The following is a 17,529-nucleotide window of genomic DNA, read 5'->3' as shown; positions in this document are numbered from 1 at the left end:
ATTTTCCGAATATTTACCTCCCTGCCAGGTTTATCCTTTTATTAAAACTGATAGTATCATGAGTCCCCTGTCTGATTAATTTTATTCGGGTATCGCCAGTATCTTTTATAAGGGTATCACCCTTATTTATTTTTACATTAAAATCCCAGACAGTATAATACAGGTTAAATTCTGTTCCGTTTATAACTACCCATGGATATCTCTTAACATCATACCTCACATTTTCTACCGGGCCGTTAAAATGCCATCTAACAGCTTTTTCAGCTATAGATTTTCTTTTATAGAGTCCAAAAAAAATCAGGATTATTACTACTACAAACAAGAGTAGCACGCTATAATTATTTTTAAAATCCAAGGGTTTCAAATCGACAAAGTTTGGGGCTTTTACCTTATAAATGGTTTGAGTGCAATATTTCAGAACTAAATTATACTAAAAAAAACATTTTTTTATAACGCCTGCGTAATTATTGAAACAATTTTAAATAAGCTCTCGTAAACCACCCTAGTTTCAATTTTAGTTTGTTTAGGTTTTGATCAGTTAAAAGTTTAAAAAGTCTCATTTGCCGTGAGACTTTTTTTATGCATAAGGTTGCCCCACCCCATAATTTCCATCACCCTCAAAAATTCATCCTGTAAATCAGCCTCAATATGAACTTGCTTTTGAGTAAGCGGATGATTGAATGTTAACTGCGAAGCGTGCAGCAGCATGGTATCCAACTCCCAATGTTCTTTAAATAACTTATTTTGCTTATTACAGCCATGTGTCCTATCCCCAATTATAGGATGAAATATATGACTAAAATGTTTGCGTAACTGGTGCATCCTTCCTGTTTCGGGATTGGCTTCAACCAGTGAGTAACGCGAAGTGGGATGATTACCCAGCGCTACATTAAGCTCAGCACGGGCAAGTGTTTTGTATTTGGTAAATGCTTCCTGTAATGTGCCGTTTTCTTTTCGCAGCGGATAATCTATATCTTCTTCATCAGGGGTATAACCACGCACTATGGCCATGTATTTTTTATTTACCTGATTTTCATAAAATTGTTGCTGCATCTGCTTTTCTACTTCTTTACTTAATGCAAACAGTAATACCCCGCCGGTTTTACGGTCGAGCCGGTGTACGGGAAAAACCTTGCGGCTTAGCTGATCACGCAATAATTGAAGCGCAAACTCTTCGGCATCCATTGCTATTGATGAACGGTGAACCAGTAAACCGTGAGGTTTATTAATAGCCACCAGGTCATCATCCTGAAATACAATATCAAGCATCCGCATCAGTTCTAACTTTATGTAACAGCAACTTTGTGTTTTTGTGCTGCATTAAATTCAGGTTCAGTTTTTAAAGCCTGTTTTTTTATCCAATTGTGCCTTAATTTTTCTGAGGGACGATCTATAAACCGGTAAACAATGTAGGACGACAACAGGGTTATCACCATAAAACCTGCAACATAGGGCACCCTGGCAGCTTTACTGGCATTTAATATCAATGCATTATAAGGTACAATCCAAACCCAGTGTGATAAATAAATTGTAAAAGACATTTCCCCTAAAAACTTATCAAACTTATTTGTTTGATTATGTGCTGAATTAATCAACGCAGGCGTAGCCATTAAAATCATCACCAGACTTAATACTGCATAATACTCGCCACTATTATCTCTGACCCTTACCAATAATGAGGGTATAAGTAAATGGGCAGCAAAAATCAATAATAATATAAGCAACGATCCCCTTTCAACAACCTTACCCGGTTTAACATTGAAGTAGTAAATGATTACACCAGTAAAGAACAGGAACAAATAATTAAAAACTGTTTTTGATAAATAAGTTTGATGGGTTGCCAGTATAAACACCGTAGTTAAAAAAAACAGGACTGTAACAGCAATTAACCATTGCTTCTTATTTCTTAAAAAATAAATCAATAATGGGAACACCAGGTAAAACTGCATCTCAATATCAAGCGACCAAGCCGGTACAATTATAGGGTTTTTACTGTTGGCATAACCCAGCACAATCAAATTTGCGGTTAAGAATAGTTTTTTTTGAAGCGTATCCAGCTCATTAAACTTTAAGAGCAAATCATGATGCGTTAGTACACTGGTAATTATTGCTAAAATAGTAAACGTATAAAAAACAGGCAATAAACGCCAAACCCTGCTGATGTAAAAAACCTTCAGGGTACTTTTTATTTTTGAATATTTACGTTCGTACATTAATGAGATCCAGTAGCCGCTTAAAATAAAGAAACAGCCTACCGCAAATTCACCCAAAAAAACACTTTGGCTCAGGTGAAAAAGAATAACCATAAAAGCTAAAATAAACCGAGTTTGTCCGGGCTTTAACATAAGTAATGTTTAAAGACCTCTTTTAACGGATTATTCGCGTTTAGGTTATTTTTCTTTAAACATTAAACAATCCGTTACGTTCCTGCTCCTGGTAATTTTGAACAGTTTCAATTGCGTTATCAATCACATCGCTTAATGCCACAATGAATGATCCGGGTTTAGCCAGGCTCATTGAATGTTTAATGGCATCAACCTCATTAGGAATAATTTCAAACTTCTTTTCCAGCTCAACAGATTCAATACCTTCTATTAAAAGCGTCAGGATATTTTCGGCGGTACGGCCGCGCAGGTGTTTTTCTTGGCGAAGAATAATATAATCAAACATTTCTGCAGATATTTTACCCAGTTCCCTGATATCCTCATCCCTCCTGTCGCCTGTACCTGCTATGATGCCTATTTTTTGTGGCGAATCAATATGTTTTAAGAATTCCTTAATGCCATTATAACCAGCCGGGTTATGAGCAAAATCAATCATAAAACGAAAATCTCTGAAATTAAAAATATTCATACGACCCGGAGTTTGCGCTGCCGATGGGATAAAAGTTTCCAGCGAGATCTTTATATCTTCCGTTTTAAAGTCATAAAGGAAAGTAGCCAGTGTGGCCGCCAACACGTTCTCAATCATAAAAGGAACCGTACCACCAAAAGTAATCGGGATCAGTGTAGTTCTCTGAACCCTTATTTTCCAATCGCCTTTTAATATGGTGATGAACCCGTTTTCATAAATACAGGCAATACCGCCTTTGCGGCAATGCGATTTAATGATTGGGTTGTTTTCGCTCATGCTAAAATAAGCTACTTTGCAATGGGCATTTTTACCAATGCGCACACAATATTCGTTATCAGCATTTAAAACAGCCCAGCCATCTTTCTTTATAGAATCAACCACCACACTTTTTACGCGGGCCAAATCATCAAGGGTGTGGATATCTGCCAGGCCAAGGTGATCTTCCTGAATATTGGTTACTACACCTATATCACAAAAGCCAAAGCCCAGGCCTGCACGTAAAATACCGCCACGGGCAGTTTCCAACACCGCAAAATCAACGGTGGGATCCTTTAAAATAAATTCGGAACTTACAGGGCCGGTGGTATCACCTTTCAGCATCATGGTATTTTGTACGTAGATACCATCAGAGGTAGTAAAGCCCACCCGGTGACCATTATTTTTTACAATATGCGCAATTAAACGGGTGGTGGTGGTTTTTCCGTTAGTACCGGTAATAGCGATGATCGGAATCCGCGCAGATTTCCCCGGAGGGTACAGCATATCAATAACATGGCCGGCAACGTTTCGAGGTAAGCCTTCACTTGGCGCAATGTGCATCCTGAAACCTGGTGCAGCATTAACTTCCAAAACTACTCCGCCGTTTTCGGTTAATGGTTCTGTCAGGTTTTCGGCCATAATATCAATACCGCAAATATCAAGGCCAATAATTTTGGAGATACGCTCGCAGATAAATACATTTTGCGGATGTACATGATCGGTAACATCAACAGAAGTTCCGCCGGTACTTAAATTTGCGGTTGATTTTACAAATACCTTTTCGCCTTTGGCAGGGATGGTATCTAAAGTATATCCTTTCTTTTCGAGCAGGTCTAAAGTATCCCTGTCAATAGTTATCAGGGTTAAAACCTTTTCGTGCCCGTAACCGCGACGTGGATCTTCGTTTTCTTTATCAATTAATTCTTTAATGGTTAATACACCATCCCCTTTAACGTGGGCAGGGTCGCGTAGTGCTGCGGCAACCATTTTATTATCAATTACCAGTACTCTGAAGTCGTATCCTGTTACAAAACGCTCTACTATTACCCTGCGGGATATTTTGGCAGCATGTTCATAGGCGGCAACAGCATCCTCATGTGTACGGATATTAATAGATATACCACGGCCATGATTTCCATCCAAGGGTTTAAATACCAGCGGAAAACCAACTCTTTTTATAGCTTCGTCAACACCCTCTAATGATGATATGGTGATGCCTTTTGCCACGGGAATGGCCTGCTCCTGCAATAGCCTTTTAGTTTCATCTTTATTGCTGGCAATATCAACGGCAATGCTGCTGGTTTTTTCGGTCATGGTAGCTCTGAAGCGTACCTGATTTTTACCGTAACCTAATTGCACTAACGATTGATTGTTAAGCCTTATCCATGGAATATCCCTGGCAATAGCTTCTTCCACAATTGACCCGGTACTTGGGCCCAGGCGCGTATTTTCACGAATTTCGCGCATTTGCTGTATATCATACTCCAGATCGTAATCATTGCCTTCAATTAATGCCTCAGCTATCCGCACAGATGATTCGGCAGCATAGATGCCTACTTTTTCTTCCAGGTAAGTAAACACTACATTGTAAACTCCTTTTGTTTTGGTTTCACGTGTGCGGCCGAAGCCGGTGTCCATACCGGCAAGGCTTTGTATCTCCAGGGCAATATGCTCAATAACATGTCCCATCCAGGTACCATCAACCACCCGCTGAAAAAAACCACCAGGAACACCCGGAGAACAACGATGAGTATAGAGACTAGGGATCAGTTTTTCAAGCCTTTCATAAAAACCGTTAATGGTATTAGTGGGCCGCTGTTCCAAATCCTCCAGGTTCAGCCGCATCTGTATTAATTTTTTGCGGCTAACACTCCATATATTCGGCCCGCGCAGTACTTGTATGTTTTCGATCTTCATAGACTCTTATATTTTACCCAGGGAGGCAAATTCTTTCTAAAACTAAAAAACTTAATACGCTAATTAAATTTTTTGAAGTAAAAAGGGCATTATTATTTATAATAGCCTGCCTTTATGGTGGTTTTTATTTTAATTTGTATTGTTGTAAAGATAGTGGTAAATGATGAGCAGTGAATGAGTGATATAAATAACTCATTATTGCCCATTCAACTTAAATAAAAGAAATGAACGTTCCGAAGGGCAAATTGATAATAATAGGCGGCGCCGTTGATATGGGTTCCAATCTTAGCAGTCAGGAAAATATTATTAAGCCTAATTATCTTAAATTTTTTGAACAGGGCATTTTAAAACGCATTATTACCGAGTCGGCAAAAAAATCAGGCTCTATCATAGAGGTAATTACTACGGCTTCACAGATTCCTGAGTTAGTTGGGGTGGAGTATACCAGTGCTTTTAATCAGCTAAATGTTACCCATGTAGGTATCCTTGATATTAAAACCAGGGAGGAAGCAGGTAAAAAAGAATATTTAGACCGTATCCGTAAGGCCGATGTGGTAATGTTTAGCGGCGGGGATCAGCTGCGCTTAAGTTCAATTTTTGGAGGGACAGAGTTTTTACAGATACTAAAAACACGCTACCAGGACGAAAACTTTGTAATAGCCGGTACTTCTGCCGGAGCTGCTGCAGCATCAACCAATATGATCTATCGCGGGCAAAGCAATAAGGCACTAATAAAAGGCGAAGTACAAATCACAGCAGGCCTTGGCTTTATTGATTCGGTAATTATTGACACCCATTTTGTACAGCGTGGCCGTATCGGCAGGCTTTTATATGCCGTAGCCAGTAACCCGGGGATGCTGGGAATTGGCCTGGGCGAAGACGCAGGCTTGCTGATAACTGAAGGCACCATGATGGAAGCCATAGGCTCGGGACTTACCATACTGGTGAATGGCCGTAAAATGGCCGAAACCAATATTTATGATGTAGAAATGGGTTCGCCGGTATCCATAAAAAATATGCGGGTAAGCGTAATGTCTATTTTCGACAAATATGATTTGCTGCAAAACCAATTAAATATCAAAAAAAGCGTTAAAGTTGAAGATGGTGTATTTATTGCACCAGGGAATGATAATCTGTAAAAGAGCGGTTAGTGATTAGAGATTGAAGATCAGGCAAAAGCTTTTAACCTGGTTTGTTATCCTTTCTGATTTTGCTACCCTTAAATCTAAAATCTGTCTAAAGTATGAAGTTGATTGTTCACGGGGGGTTCTTTAGCGAATCGCAAACTAACCAGGAAGTTAAGAAAGCAAAGCAGGATGCATTGGCAGAGATTGTGAAAGCCGGATATAAATACCTGCAAAACAATAGCGCTGTAGAAACTGCAGTTTATACTGTTAGCTTACTGGAAGACAGCGACCTGTTTAATGCAGGCACTGGCTCGCAAATACAAAGTGATGGCAAGATAAGACTAAGTGCATCCTTGATGGATGGCAAAACAATGAAGTTTTCGGGCGTGATTAACGTGGAAGATGTTAAAAACCCCATTTGTATTGCCGAAAAACTTTTAAATTATGAAGACCGCGTATTAAGCGGTAAAGGAGCCAAAGACTTTGCCCGTGAAAGTGGTTTTGGCTATTATAACCCAGAAACCCCTCAGCGTCGTAAAGAATATGAAAAAAAGCTGAGTGATTCCATCAGACTGGGCACGGTGGGTTGTGTAGCGCTTGATTTTTATGGCAACATTGCAGCGGCAACATCCACTGGTGGCAAGGGCTTTGAAATACCGGGCAGGGTGAGTGACTCTGCTACTACAGCAGGCAATTACGCTAATGGGTTTGCTGGTATATCATGCACCGGTGTTGGCGAAGATATTGTGAGCGGTTCCGTAGCCTCAAACATTGTTACCCGTGTAACTGATGGCATGCCATTAGCATTGGCAACCGAAAAAACGCTGAATGAATTAAAACCTTTTGATGGCTTTGCCGGCATTATTGGAATATCTGCCACAGGCGAAATTTATCACGCTGATACCCATCCTTATATGGTATGGGCTCTATGCGACGGGGAAGTTGAGGTGTTTGCCTGATAATCTTTTAAGGCTAAATCTCCGGAATTTATTATTTGCTTTTGGGCTATGTAACAATTAGATAATTCTATTATCAAATAGCAAGCTTTTTCCATAAGTTTACACTTTGCCAAATTAGTAAGCATTTGATTATTATATGACCCAATTCCTTAAAACAGGTTATAACCTGTGTATCACTACCCTAGTAATTGCCGCTTTTGCAAGCTCGTGCGCAACAAAAAAGCAGGCCGTATCCCAAACGGTTACCCTTAAAACAACGGCTACAGCCAGCGGATCAACAGCCACTGCAACTATAAGCCCAACTAAAAAAGAAGGGATAAAAAAGTTCAGCGACCTTATCCCTGCCAAAACCAAAGTTGATAAAGGACTTTTCAATACCTATAAAGTTGATGGAAAATATTATTACGAAATTCCTGATTCATTGCTTGGTCGGGAAATGCTGATGGTAACCCGTTTAGCTAAAACCCCGGCAGATATTAAAGTTTCAAACCAGCAATATGGTGGAGAAGAAGCTAATGACCAGGTTTGGAAATGGGAACGCCATGACAAACAGATTTTTATCAGGGTACCAAGCTATTCGGTAAGGGCCGATAGTAGCAGCGATATGTATCGTTCGGTTAAAAATTCAAATCTGGATGCAGTACTGGCATCATTTGATATTAAAGCGTACAACAAAGATACTACCGGAGTGGTGATTGATGTAACTGATTTTTATAATGGCGATGTTGCTGCAATAGGCATATCAGATGAATTAAAGAAAGCTTATAAGGTATCAGGCCTGGATAATTCCCGCTCTTATATCGATACTATAAAAAGCTTCCCGATAAACATTGAGGCCCGTGTTTTAAAAACATATCGCGCAGCAGAATCACCTACCGATAATACTAATGCAGCCATAACATTTGAACTGAATACTTCTATGTTATTATTGCCTAAAACACCAATGAAGGCCCGTTTAAGAGATGATAGAGTTGGTTTTTTTGGCCAAAGTCAAACAGATTATGGTACTGATGCACAAAAAGCACAAGTAACATCATACATACATCGCTGGAAGCTGGAACCAAAAGATGCTGCAGCTTATGAACGCGGCGAATTGGTTGAGCCTAAAAAACAGATTGTTTTTTACATAGATCCGGCAACGCCTAAAAAATGGGTACCATATCTTATACAAGGCATTAATGACTGGAACGTGGCTTTTGAAGCTGCCGGTTTTAAAAATGCCATTGTTGGAAAAGAAGCCCCAACTCTGAAAGAAGATCCGGATTTCAGCACCGAAGATGCACGTTATAGCGTGATCAGATATTTTGCATCTGACGTAGAGAATGCGTATGGACCGCACATTTCAGATCCGCGTACCGGCGAAATATTGGAAAGTCATGTAGGCTGGTACCACAATGTAATGGAATTATTGCGTAACTGGTACTTTGTACAAACAGCAGCTTCAAACCCTGATGCCCGCAGCGCCAAATTTACCGATGAGCAAATGGGCGAACTGATCCGTTTTGTATCATCACATGAAGTTGGCCATACTTTAGGTTTACCACATAATTTCGGATCAAGCTATGCTTATCCGGTTGATTCATTAAGATCAAAATCATTTACAGATAAGCATGGCACCGCCCCTTCTATTATGGACTATGCCCGCTTTAACTATATTGCTCAGCCGGGTGATGGCGTAACCCATTTTTATCCGCAAATTGGCGAATACGATAAATGGGCCATTAAATGGGGTTATACCTGGTTCCCGGGTAACAAAACAGTTAAACAGGAAAAAGAAGTTTTAGATGTATGGGTTAAAGAAAAAGCCGGAAACCCGCTTTATTATTATGGTCGTCAGGGCACTACTCTTGATCCGCGTTTACAAAGCGAAGATTTGGGAGACAATGCCATGAAAGCAAGTACTTACGGCATCGCCAACTTGAAACGTATATTACCGAATGTTGAAAAATGGACCTATCAAAAAGGTGAGGGTTATACCGATTTGCAGGAAATTTACACCGAAGTTTTAAACCAATATTCTCGTTACATGGGCCACGTGGCAACCAATATCGGCGGCATGAATGAAAATTTTAAAACTTATGATCAAAGTGGACCTGTTTATGATTTTGTTAGCAAAAGCAGGCAAAAAGATGCGGTATTATTTTTTAACCAACAGCTTTTCACCTCTCCATTGTGGCTTATTGACGCTAATGAGCTAAGTAAATTTGATAATGGCTTAATGCTGGCCCGCATAAAAGTAGTACAGGTAAATACCCTGGCAAACATACTTACACCACCAAGACTGGCCCGTATGTATGACAATGAAACTAAAAATGGAGCAAACGCATATACCGTAGCTGATTTATTTACAGACTTAAGAGCGGGCATCTTTACTTCTGGAAGGCCGGATGCCTTTAAACGTAACTTACAGCGTGGTTATATTGAAGATTTAAAAAGCCTGCTTAACGACGATTTAAACAGAAGTTATCCAGGTGTTTCTCCGGTATTATTAGCCAGCTTTGGTTTAACGCCTATAAATATTGTTCTATCAGATATAAGGCCAATGGTGCGTGCTGAATTAAAACTAATTGATGCAAAATTACCAAAAGGTGGTGACGCTATAACAACTGCCCACTATACTGATTTGCACCTACGCATAAAAGAAGCTTTAAATCCAACAAGGCCAGTGGTAAATATACCGGCTGCACCAGGAGGAAGAGGCTTAACTATTGGTGGTGAACCAGAACAAAAAATGGAACCGTATTCCAACTAAAAAATAATAAATTCATAATAAAGCCCCGGTTAACATTAACCGGGGCTTTATTGTTTATATTCGTACCGCCTAAGGCTGATACAATAACAGTAAGTATTATTTTAACTGACTTATATTTTCAAAAAAGGCAGTTTGAAGATCAAGCAATGATTTTACAACAATAACTTCTCCATAAGCATCAAAACAAACAAACTTGGATTTATCAAGATCGTTATTTTTTGCTTTTTCGAAAAAGTTAAATGTTTTGAAAAAATAATGATTGGTTGTTACATTATTTTTGTAATTAGTTTGTGATCCGTTCAGGCTAAAACCAATGGTATCTATCCAATTATGAACTTTTGAATAAAGCGATAAATTCAGGTTTGCCATGAGTGATAAATTAAAGAAAAATGATTGTAACGGTCTAATATACAATAGTTACGAATTAAAGGACAAATAGTTTTGGCAACACATATTTTTTTTTCATAACAGTTGTTGATTCATTTTGTGTGGATAACTTAATTGATTTATTGAATTGTGAATAAAAAAATTATGAAACAATAAAAATTGTAACTAAATGGAAAAAACTGCGTAAAAATGGTGTATTTGATAAAAGAGCTTAATTATAACAACAAATTACTAAAGATATGAAACCAATTAGACTTTTAATCCCTATTTTATTTGCATGCGCTGTTGCTATAACAGCATGTAAAAAAGATAAAACAACGGGGCCTGCTGGCGCGACAGGAGCTACGGGTGAACAAGGAGCTACGGGTGCTACTGGCGCAGGTGGCCCACAAGGCCCTGCAGGACCTGCAGGCGGAGCGACGGGTGCTACTGGCGCAACAGGTGCTACCGGAGCAACGGGTGCTACTGGCGCAACGGGAGCAACAGGTGCTACTGGCGCTTCGGGAACAGGAACAGCCGGCGCAACTGGAGCTACAGGTGCTACCGGAGCTACAGGCGCAACGGGGGCCACAGGTGCAACGGGAGCCACAGGTGCTACCGGAGCTACTGGTGCTACCGGAAATTCAAATGTTCAAAGTTACCTATTAACTGCACAAAGTGTTTATACAGTTGGTTTAACAACATTAAATGTACCTGCAATTACACAAGACATAGTTGATGAAGGCACAGTGATGGTTTATTTGAGAAACACAGGTACAACAGGGGCCTGGTATGCACTTCCTTACTCTGAAAGTGGCGACACAGTAAACTTAAATGATTATGGAGTTGGGTATGTTCATCTAAATGCAAACTTTACCCAAGTTGGTGCTTTTGACTTTAGGGTAGTGGTTATTTCAGGTTCGGGGCTTACCACCTTAAGGCTTAGAAATCCAAACCTAAACCTTAATAACTATAGTGCTGTTGCTTCCGCTTTAAACCTGTCAACAAACTAAATATCTTCATAAATATCATTATAATAGCAAGCCTCCTGATTATCAGGGGGCTTTTTGCTTTATATTTAAAAAGAATGTCTATGTAACAATGATATGATTATTAAACATTTAACATTTAATAAATAAACATTTGCGTTTTATTTGTGTCTGATTGATGATATAACTTGAACACTCTTTAAAACTATATGAAATCACTATTACCCCTTTTATTAATTATTTTCTTATCGGTCACCTATTCGTACGGCCAAAGCGGCAAAGACGTACATGGAACGGTTACCGACTCAACTAAACTTTCGCTTCCCGGAAGCGCTATAACGTTAACCTCTGATAAGGGGGATAGCACCACAACAACAGCTGATGCAAATGGAAAATTTCTGTTTTCTGGTGTTAAAGGGCTTAAAATAACCATAACTATCCAGTCCATTGGATTTCAATCACTAAGAAGACATTATACTATCGATAATACCAACGTAGCTGCTGATTTGGGGACAATCATTTTAAAATCCGAATCAAAAATGTTAAACCAGGTAACCATAGTTGGTGTAGTACCGATAACATTAAAAGAGGATACAGTTGAGTACCAAGCCAGTGCCTTTAAAGTACGCGAGAATGCTCCGGTAGAAGACCTAATAAAGAAACTACCCGGCGTAGACGTAGACGTAAACGGAAATATAACCACCCAGGGTAAACAGGTTACCAAAGTGCGTATCAACGGCAAAGACTTTATGGGGGGCGATGTACAAAGTGCAACTAAAAATTTACCTGCTGATGTGGTTGAAAACATTCAGATGATTGATGATTATGGCGATCAGGCAAATTTAACCGGCGTTAAAACCGGCGAACCTGACAAAATAATGAACATCACCATTAGAAAAGATAAAAATTACGGATACTTTGGTCAGGCAACAGTTGGCGACGGTGAAGATGCATTACCACAAAGCCAGGGCATTCCTGATCAGAACCGTTATATTGGTTCTATAAATGCATTTAACTTTAATGGCGATCAGCAAATTGCATTATTAGGAAGTATCAATAACACCAATGTAAACACATTCAGCTTTGGCAGCACAAACAGTGGCGGAGGTGTTGGCGGAGGAGGAGGTCGTGGAAACGCGGCCCGTGGTGCAGCAAATAACGGCAGCCTTATTACCACCCAAAACGGATTAACCGATGCACATTCATTGGGTGCCAACTTCCGCGATCAGTGGGGTAAAACACTTTCTGTATATGGCAGTTACAGCTTTTCTGATAATACGGTAAACACCAATACTTCTACATTCCAACAAAACAACTCCGCTACTAACCCATCAACGCAAAACCAGAATAGCATTGAAACGGATAAAAACATTAATCACCGTTTTACCTGGAATATGGAATACAAGCCTGATACTGTAAACTATTTGAAGATTACCCCCACATTCTCCTACGCAGGCACCAATACCAATGAAAGTGAGGGGGTTAGCTTAGTCAGATCTGGTTTAAAAGGCGACACTACAGCCTACACTTCACTAACTAATGCAAACTCGCAAGCTCCTTCATACGGGCTTACTGCATTATTTAATCACAAGTTTAAGCACCGCCATAATTTGAGTATTAACGTAACTTTAAGTTCTGCTCCAAGCACATCTTATCAAAACCCAACTTACGATTATACTCAAGGTACTCCTACAGCGCCACTTAACCAATTGGTTAATACCTATAGCCGCACTAACAGCTACGGAACAACAGTATCGTATCTTTCCCCTATTGGCAAGTTCTCTTATATTGAATTTAATTATGCTTTCAATCGTGCCATTACTACAAATAATAAGCAAACAGATACAACGTTTGACCCTTCAGTTGTCGCCTTTGCAAAAGACAGCGCTTTAAGCAACTTATACAATTACACATTTACTACCAATAAGTTTGGCTTAAACTACCGGTTTATACAAAAGAAATATAACTATACTTTAGGAGTTGCTGCGCAGCCTGCTGTTTTAGATGGCAATTCACCTTCTACCGGGGTTGACACACACGTATCTACATTTAATATCATTCCAACGGCCCGCTTTGTATACAATTTTTCAAGAAGCCGTAATTTCACTGTTAATTATAACGGATCAAGCAGTACGCCAAGCTTCTCACAATTGCAGCCTGTTACCGACTTTTCCAATGCGCTTTACCCCGTACAGGGAAATCCTAACTTGAAGCCCCAGTTTACCAACAATTTTTCTATCAGGTACAATAATTTTAGTTTTGCCACTGGGGATATCTTTTTTGTAAGCTTACAATACCAGGCTATATCTAACTATGTAACTACAAATACCACCACTTTCCCAAGAAAATACGGACCTGATACAGCTTTCCAGAATACCATATTAACCCAATATTTAAATACCAGTGGCTATAACACCACTACAGGCCAATTAACTTACGCAAAACCATTTGACAACCGGAAATTTACAGTTTACTTGCGGGGAACGGTAACCTATACTAACAGCGTAGGCTATTTAACAAATATCGATCCAACAACTTATGCAGCAGATATGGTTAAAAACGTTGAAAAAAACCTGCAGTTTACACCGCAATTTCAATTCAGGGTTGATATAACCGACGTTATAGACGCACAGGTTTTAACTAACTATGCCATTAATAAAACGCAGAATTCTGTACAAGATTCCCTTACAAACGGCAATTCAAACATACGCACCTGGAATGTTGGATTAAACGGTAAAAACTATTTTGGAGATTGGACCTTTAGCTATGATTACACCAAAGCTACCAATTATGGCTATGCAGCTAATTTAAAGGTTACTAATCCAAACATCTTAAATTTATATGTTGAACGCCGTTTTATGAAGGACCACAGAGGTACAATAAGGCTATCAGCTTTTGATTTATTTAATGAAAATACAGGCTTTTCATCAACACAAACAGTTAGCTCTCTTACTGAAACGCATGTTAACAGGCTTGCCCGCTACTATTTAGCAACCTTTACCTTGAGGCTGCAAAAATTTGCCGGCAAAGTACCTACACCAGATAATGGAATGCGTGGTTTCAGGAGAAATGGTGGCGGTGGTGGAGGCAATGGCCCTGATGGCGGTGGTTCTGGTGGCCCATCAGCAGACTAACCGATATCTAATAGTATTAATAAAAAAGGCTGTTTCCGTATTTCAGAAACAGCCTTTTTTTTAATATCAAAATCGTTTTCTAATTATTGTTTACCAAGACGGCATTGATAACCCGCTCAAGCTCTTCCAGATCAAATGGCTTTGCCAGGTAAGTTTCGGCACCGGCATGATTAGCCAGCAATTCAATGTCACTGTTAGCAGAAAAGTATATCACCGGTATACTTTTCAATTTTTCATCCTTTTTTAAGGCTTGGGTAGCAATAATCCCACCGTCATCGGGTATCCAGTTATCCATTAATATAACATTGGGCAAAATCGCTGATACTTTTTCTACGATGTTATTACATTCGGTAAAAGCATGGACTGTCCATCCTTGCTCTTCCAAAATAAAGCTACAGATTGACAGAATGTCTTCATCATCATCAAAAATGACGATCTTTTTCTCAGGGTTATTCATTAGTGTCGTGATTGGTGAAACTATGAATTTCATTTTATAAAAACAAATAATTTTATAGTTTCATAAAATTACTTTTAATTTAATTTCACCCAACATTTTAGTTAATAAAGGCTTTAATAGCGGCCAAATTAAATAATTTCAAGATAGTTAAAGCAGTTTTACCGGCAGGTGTTAATACGTTTTAAATAACGTAAAAATACGGTTGACTTTCCTATCAATTTAAAATACATTTAACTACCAATTTAAGCACCAATGGCCGAATTTATCACAGCTTTTAATATCACCATGCAAACTGAAGGAGGATACAATCCTGGCGATGGTGAAGCAGAAACTTATATGGGTATTGACCGTTCCCAAAACTCCGGATGGAGCGGCTGGAACGTTATTGATTCGGTAAAAGCGGCCAACCCGGGAGCTAGTGTTTCAACTTTAAATACAATCTTCCAGGCAAACACAGATTTACAGACCGATATTCAGCAATTTTATAAAGTTAACTATTGGGACACCCTGCAACTGGATACCGTTAATGACCAACAAGTAGCAAATGCCTTATTTGATTGTTCTGTAAATCCTTGTATTATAACTGCTTCAAAAGCTGCACAAATGGCCTGTAATACAGTTATTCAAAAATCTGTGGGAGTTGATGGATCAGTAGGCCCTTTAACTATTGGCAGCATTAATAGTTTACCTCCAAACTTATACCTAACTGCATTTAATGGTATCAGAGTAGCCAATTATTATGAAAGAATAAGGCTAACACCAGCCAACCAGCAATGGTTAAGCAGTTGGCTGGGAAGATGCAAATCTTATGCAGAGCCGAATGCCTGACATTCCAAATAAAATCGCATATATTAAACCTATTGACGTATCGAAACGTACTAAGGCTTCGGCAAAAGCAATATATTTTTACATATGTGATTTTTTTATCCCCTTATTAACTTTCAAGTTAAATTATTTTTAGATTTATCAAATATTAAATGGGGTGTATTTAGCCAACCGGATTTGATTTAATATTATTTTCATTTATCCAGCTTTAATGGCCGCGCCATTATTATAATAAATAATAACTATTTGACACAAACTGTACTTTTCCCTATGGTGATTAAAAAATGGGCGATAAAATTCTTCGCTATCGGAGTAGTTTTAATTTGCTCCTGCAAGTTAACTTACGCTCAAATAATTTATCAGCCTTACTCATTTCAGTTTTACCAAAAGCTAAATGATCAGCTTTATTTTGGTGATTCAAATTTGCATACTGCGGTAAAACCTTACCTGATAAGTGACTCTTCTTCACTAAGGATCACCTATGATTCATTGATGAATTTAGGCGTTGATACTAATAGAAAAAGCTGGTTAAGCCGTAAATTATTTAATGAACATGGCTTTGACGATCGTAACAAGGATTTCACTTTTTATGCAGATTACCTACCTGATTTGCAAATAGGAAAAGATCTTACCGGTAAAAAAAACACTTATCTTAATACGCGTGGCTTTCAGGTTGGCGGTACTATTGGAACGAAATTTTTCTTTTATACCAGCGCCTATGAAAACCAGGGCACTTTCCCGGCTTACCTTACTAATTATATCCATACTATTGGATTAATTCCGGGGCAAGCTTCTGAATTTACCTTGGGAACTCCTGATTGGTCTTACGCAACCAGTTTAATTGGATTTAACCTAAGCAAGTCGGTTAGTTTGGTTGCAGGGGTTGATAAAACTTTTATAGGCGACGGATACCGGTCCTTACTCTTATCAGACTTTGCTGCTAATTACCCATTATTCAGAGCAACATTTAGCCTGGGCAAGCATGTTCAATACATGGCTATGTGGGCTTTGCTGCAAGATCAATCGGCTACACAATTCCCTAGCCAGCACGCGCCTTACAGAAAGAAATGGGCCGCTTTTCATTATATAGACTGGACCATAACCAACAGGGCATCTCTTGGCTTTTTTAATGCCATTATCACCGCTGATGCTGATGATAATGGAAGCAGGCATCCTTTTGATGTTAACTTTATTAACCCAATATTATTTTCAAAATCGCTGGGGCCATCAACCCAAATACCTGATCATACTTTATTAGGCTTTAATGGCAAATACAAGGTATTGGATAAAACCACCCTTTATGGTCAATTATTATTTGACCAGGAAACGTCTACAGCCAGCTCGGGTACTGAATATGGCTATCAATTGGGTTTACGCGGGGCCGATTTATTTAAAGTACATGCCTTTAATTATTTGTTAGAATATAATACAGTAAAACCATATACCTACTCAAGTCAGTATCCGCTGGTAAATTACACTCAATTTAATGAAACACTAGGCGATCCTTTAGGCGCTAATTTTAAAGAGTTGGTTGGTATTTTAAATTACTCTATGGGAAAATTTGATTTTCAAGGTGAGCTTACCTATGCAAAGCTTGGCCTGGATGCAAATAACATAAGTTACGGTGGCGATATCTTACTACCATCGGGCATTGCTCCGACTAGTGTACCCGGATTTGGGACCAATACTACCCTTAAATATGCAGAAGGGAAGGTGGCATATTTAATTAATCCTAAATATAATTTAAGGTTTGAGCTTGGGCTTATTTATCGCAATGAAGATGGCCCATCCATAATCAGCAAAACAACCTGGATAACTTTTGGATTGAGAAGTACCTTCAGAGATATTTATTCAGACTTTTAAATCTGCAGGTAAATTAAACACAGTAAAAA

13 protein-coding genes are annotated in these 17,529 nt (G+C 38.9%); 7 read left to right on the top strand and 6 right to left on the bottom strand.

The window, feature by feature from the left end:
* Nucleotides 1–13: 13 nt before the first annotated feature.
* The 4 genes from JN11_RS14585 to cphA all read right to left on the bottom strand — a co-directional run bounded on the left by JN11_RS14585 (nucleotide 14) and on the right by cphA (nucleotide 5,028).
* Nucleotides 14–355 (bottom strand): hypothetical protein, encoded by a 342-nt coding sequence (locus JN11_RS14585; RefSeq protein WP_144913717.1) that lies wholly within the window; start codon nucleotides 353–355, stop codon nucleotides 14–16.
* 191 nt (nucleotides 356–546) lie between these two features.
* Nucleotides 547–1,269 carry a pseudouridine synthase gene (locus JN11_RS14580; protein WP_144913715.1) on the bottom strand — a complete coding sequence of 241 codons (723 nt, stop codon included), beginning with the start codon at nucleotides 1,267–1,269 and terminating at the stop codon, nucleotides 547–549.
* Nucleotides 1,270–1,286: 17 nt separating this feature from the next.
* Complete coding sequence (locus JN11_RS14575) at nucleotides 1,287–2,345, bottom strand: acyltransferase family protein (RefSeq protein ID WP_144913713.1); 1,059 nt, start codon at nucleotides 2,343–2,345, stop codon at nucleotides 1,287–1,289.
* A 55-nt stretch (nucleotides 2,346–2,400) separates the two neighbouring features.
* On the bottom strand, nucleotides 2,401–5,028 hold the full coding sequence (gene cphA, locus JN11_RS14570) for a cyanophycin synthetase (RefSeq protein WP_144913712.1): 2,628 nt from the start codon (nucleotides 5,026–5,028) through the stop codon (nucleotides 2,401–2,403).
* Between the two features lie 224 nt (nucleotides 5,029–5,252).
* Here cphA and JN11_RS14565 point away from each other — a divergent pair, with 224 nt between their 5' ends.
* The 3 genes from JN11_RS14565 to JN11_RS14555 all read left to right on the top strand — a co-directional run bounded on the left by JN11_RS14565 (nucleotide 5,253) and on the right by JN11_RS14555 (nucleotide 9,866).
* Nucleotides 5,253–6,167 carry a cyanophycinase gene (locus JN11_RS14565; RefSeq protein WP_144913710.1) on the top strand — a complete coding sequence of 305 codons (915 nt, stop codon included), beginning with the start codon at nucleotides 5,253–5,255 and terminating at the stop codon, nucleotides 6,165–6,167.
* A 104-nt stretch (nucleotides 6,168–6,271) separates the two neighbouring features.
* Nucleotides 6,272–7,114: an isoaspartyl peptidase/L-asparaginase gene (locus tag JN11_RS14560; protein WP_144913708.1), complete on the top strand. Its 843-nt coding sequence runs from the start codon at nucleotides 6,272–6,274 to the stop codon at nucleotides 7,112–7,114.
* 136 nt (nucleotides 7,115–7,250) lie between these two features.
* Nucleotides 7,251–9,866 (top strand): zinc-dependent metalloprotease, encoded by a 2,616-nt coding sequence (locus JN11_RS14555; RefSeq protein ID WP_144913706.1) that lies wholly within the window; start codon nucleotides 7,251–7,253, stop codon nucleotides 9,864–9,866.
* A 96-nt stretch (nucleotides 9,867–9,962) separates the two neighbouring features.
* Here JN11_RS14555 and JN11_RS14550 read toward each other — a convergent pair whose 3' ends face one another.
* On the bottom strand, nucleotides 9,963–10,235 hold the full coding sequence (locus JN11_RS14550; RefSeq protein ID WP_144913704.1) for a hypothetical protein: 273 nt from the start codon (nucleotides 10,233–10,235) through the stop codon (nucleotides 9,963–9,965).
* Between the two features lie 257 nt (nucleotides 10,236–10,492).
* On the opposite strand from JN11_RS14550, the gene JN11_RS24670 reads away from it, so the two are divergent.
* Nucleotides 10,493–11,245 (top strand): hypothetical protein, encoded by a 753-nt coding sequence (locus JN11_RS24670; protein ID WP_211360769.1) that lies wholly within the window; start codon nucleotides 10,493–10,495, stop codon nucleotides 11,243–11,245.
* 185 nt (nucleotides 11,246–11,430) lie between these two features.
* The gene (locus JN11_RS14540; RefSeq protein ID WP_144913702.1) at nucleotides 11,431–14,355 is read left to right on the top strand and encodes an outer membrane beta-barrel protein; all 2,925 of its coding nucleotides are present in this window, start codon (nucleotides 11,431–11,433) and stop codon (nucleotides 14,353–14,355) included.
* Between the two features lie 79 nt (nucleotides 14,356–14,434).
* Here the strand turns inward: JN11_RS14540 and JN11_RS14535 are convergent, their stop codons facing one another.
* Nucleotides 14,435–14,812, bottom strand: coding sequence for a response regulator (locus JN11_RS14535; protein WP_144913700.1), 378 nt, complete (start codon nucleotides 14,810–14,812; stop codon nucleotides 14,435–14,437).
* A 252-nt stretch (nucleotides 14,813–15,064) separates the two neighbouring features.
* Between JN11_RS14535 and JN11_RS14530 the strand changes: the two genes are divergently transcribed.
* Both JN11_RS14530 and JN11_RS14525 read left to right on the top strand, forming a co-directional pair.
* Nucleotides 15,065–15,640 (top strand): glycosyl hydrolase 108 family protein, encoded by a 576-nt coding sequence (locus JN11_RS14530; protein WP_144913698.1) that lies wholly within the window; start codon nucleotides 15,065–15,067, stop codon nucleotides 15,638–15,640.
* Nucleotides 15,641–15,883: 243 nt separating this feature from the next.
* A complete protein-coding gene (locus JN11_RS14525; protein ID WP_246139015.1) occupies nucleotides 15,884–17,500 on the top strand; it encodes a gliding motility protein RemB in 1,617 nt (538 codons plus the stop codon).
* The last annotated feature ends 29 nt before the right edge of the window (nucleotides 17,501–17,529 follow it).

Origin of the sequence: Mucilaginibacter frigoritolerans, from assembly GCF_007830615.1 — a bacterium.
Classification (GTDB): Bacteria; Bacteroidota; Bacteroidia; order Sphingobacteriales; family Sphingobacteriaceae; genus Mucilaginibacter; species Mucilaginibacter frigoritolerans.
This window is presented reverse-complemented; position numbering and strand designations above follow the sequence as displayed.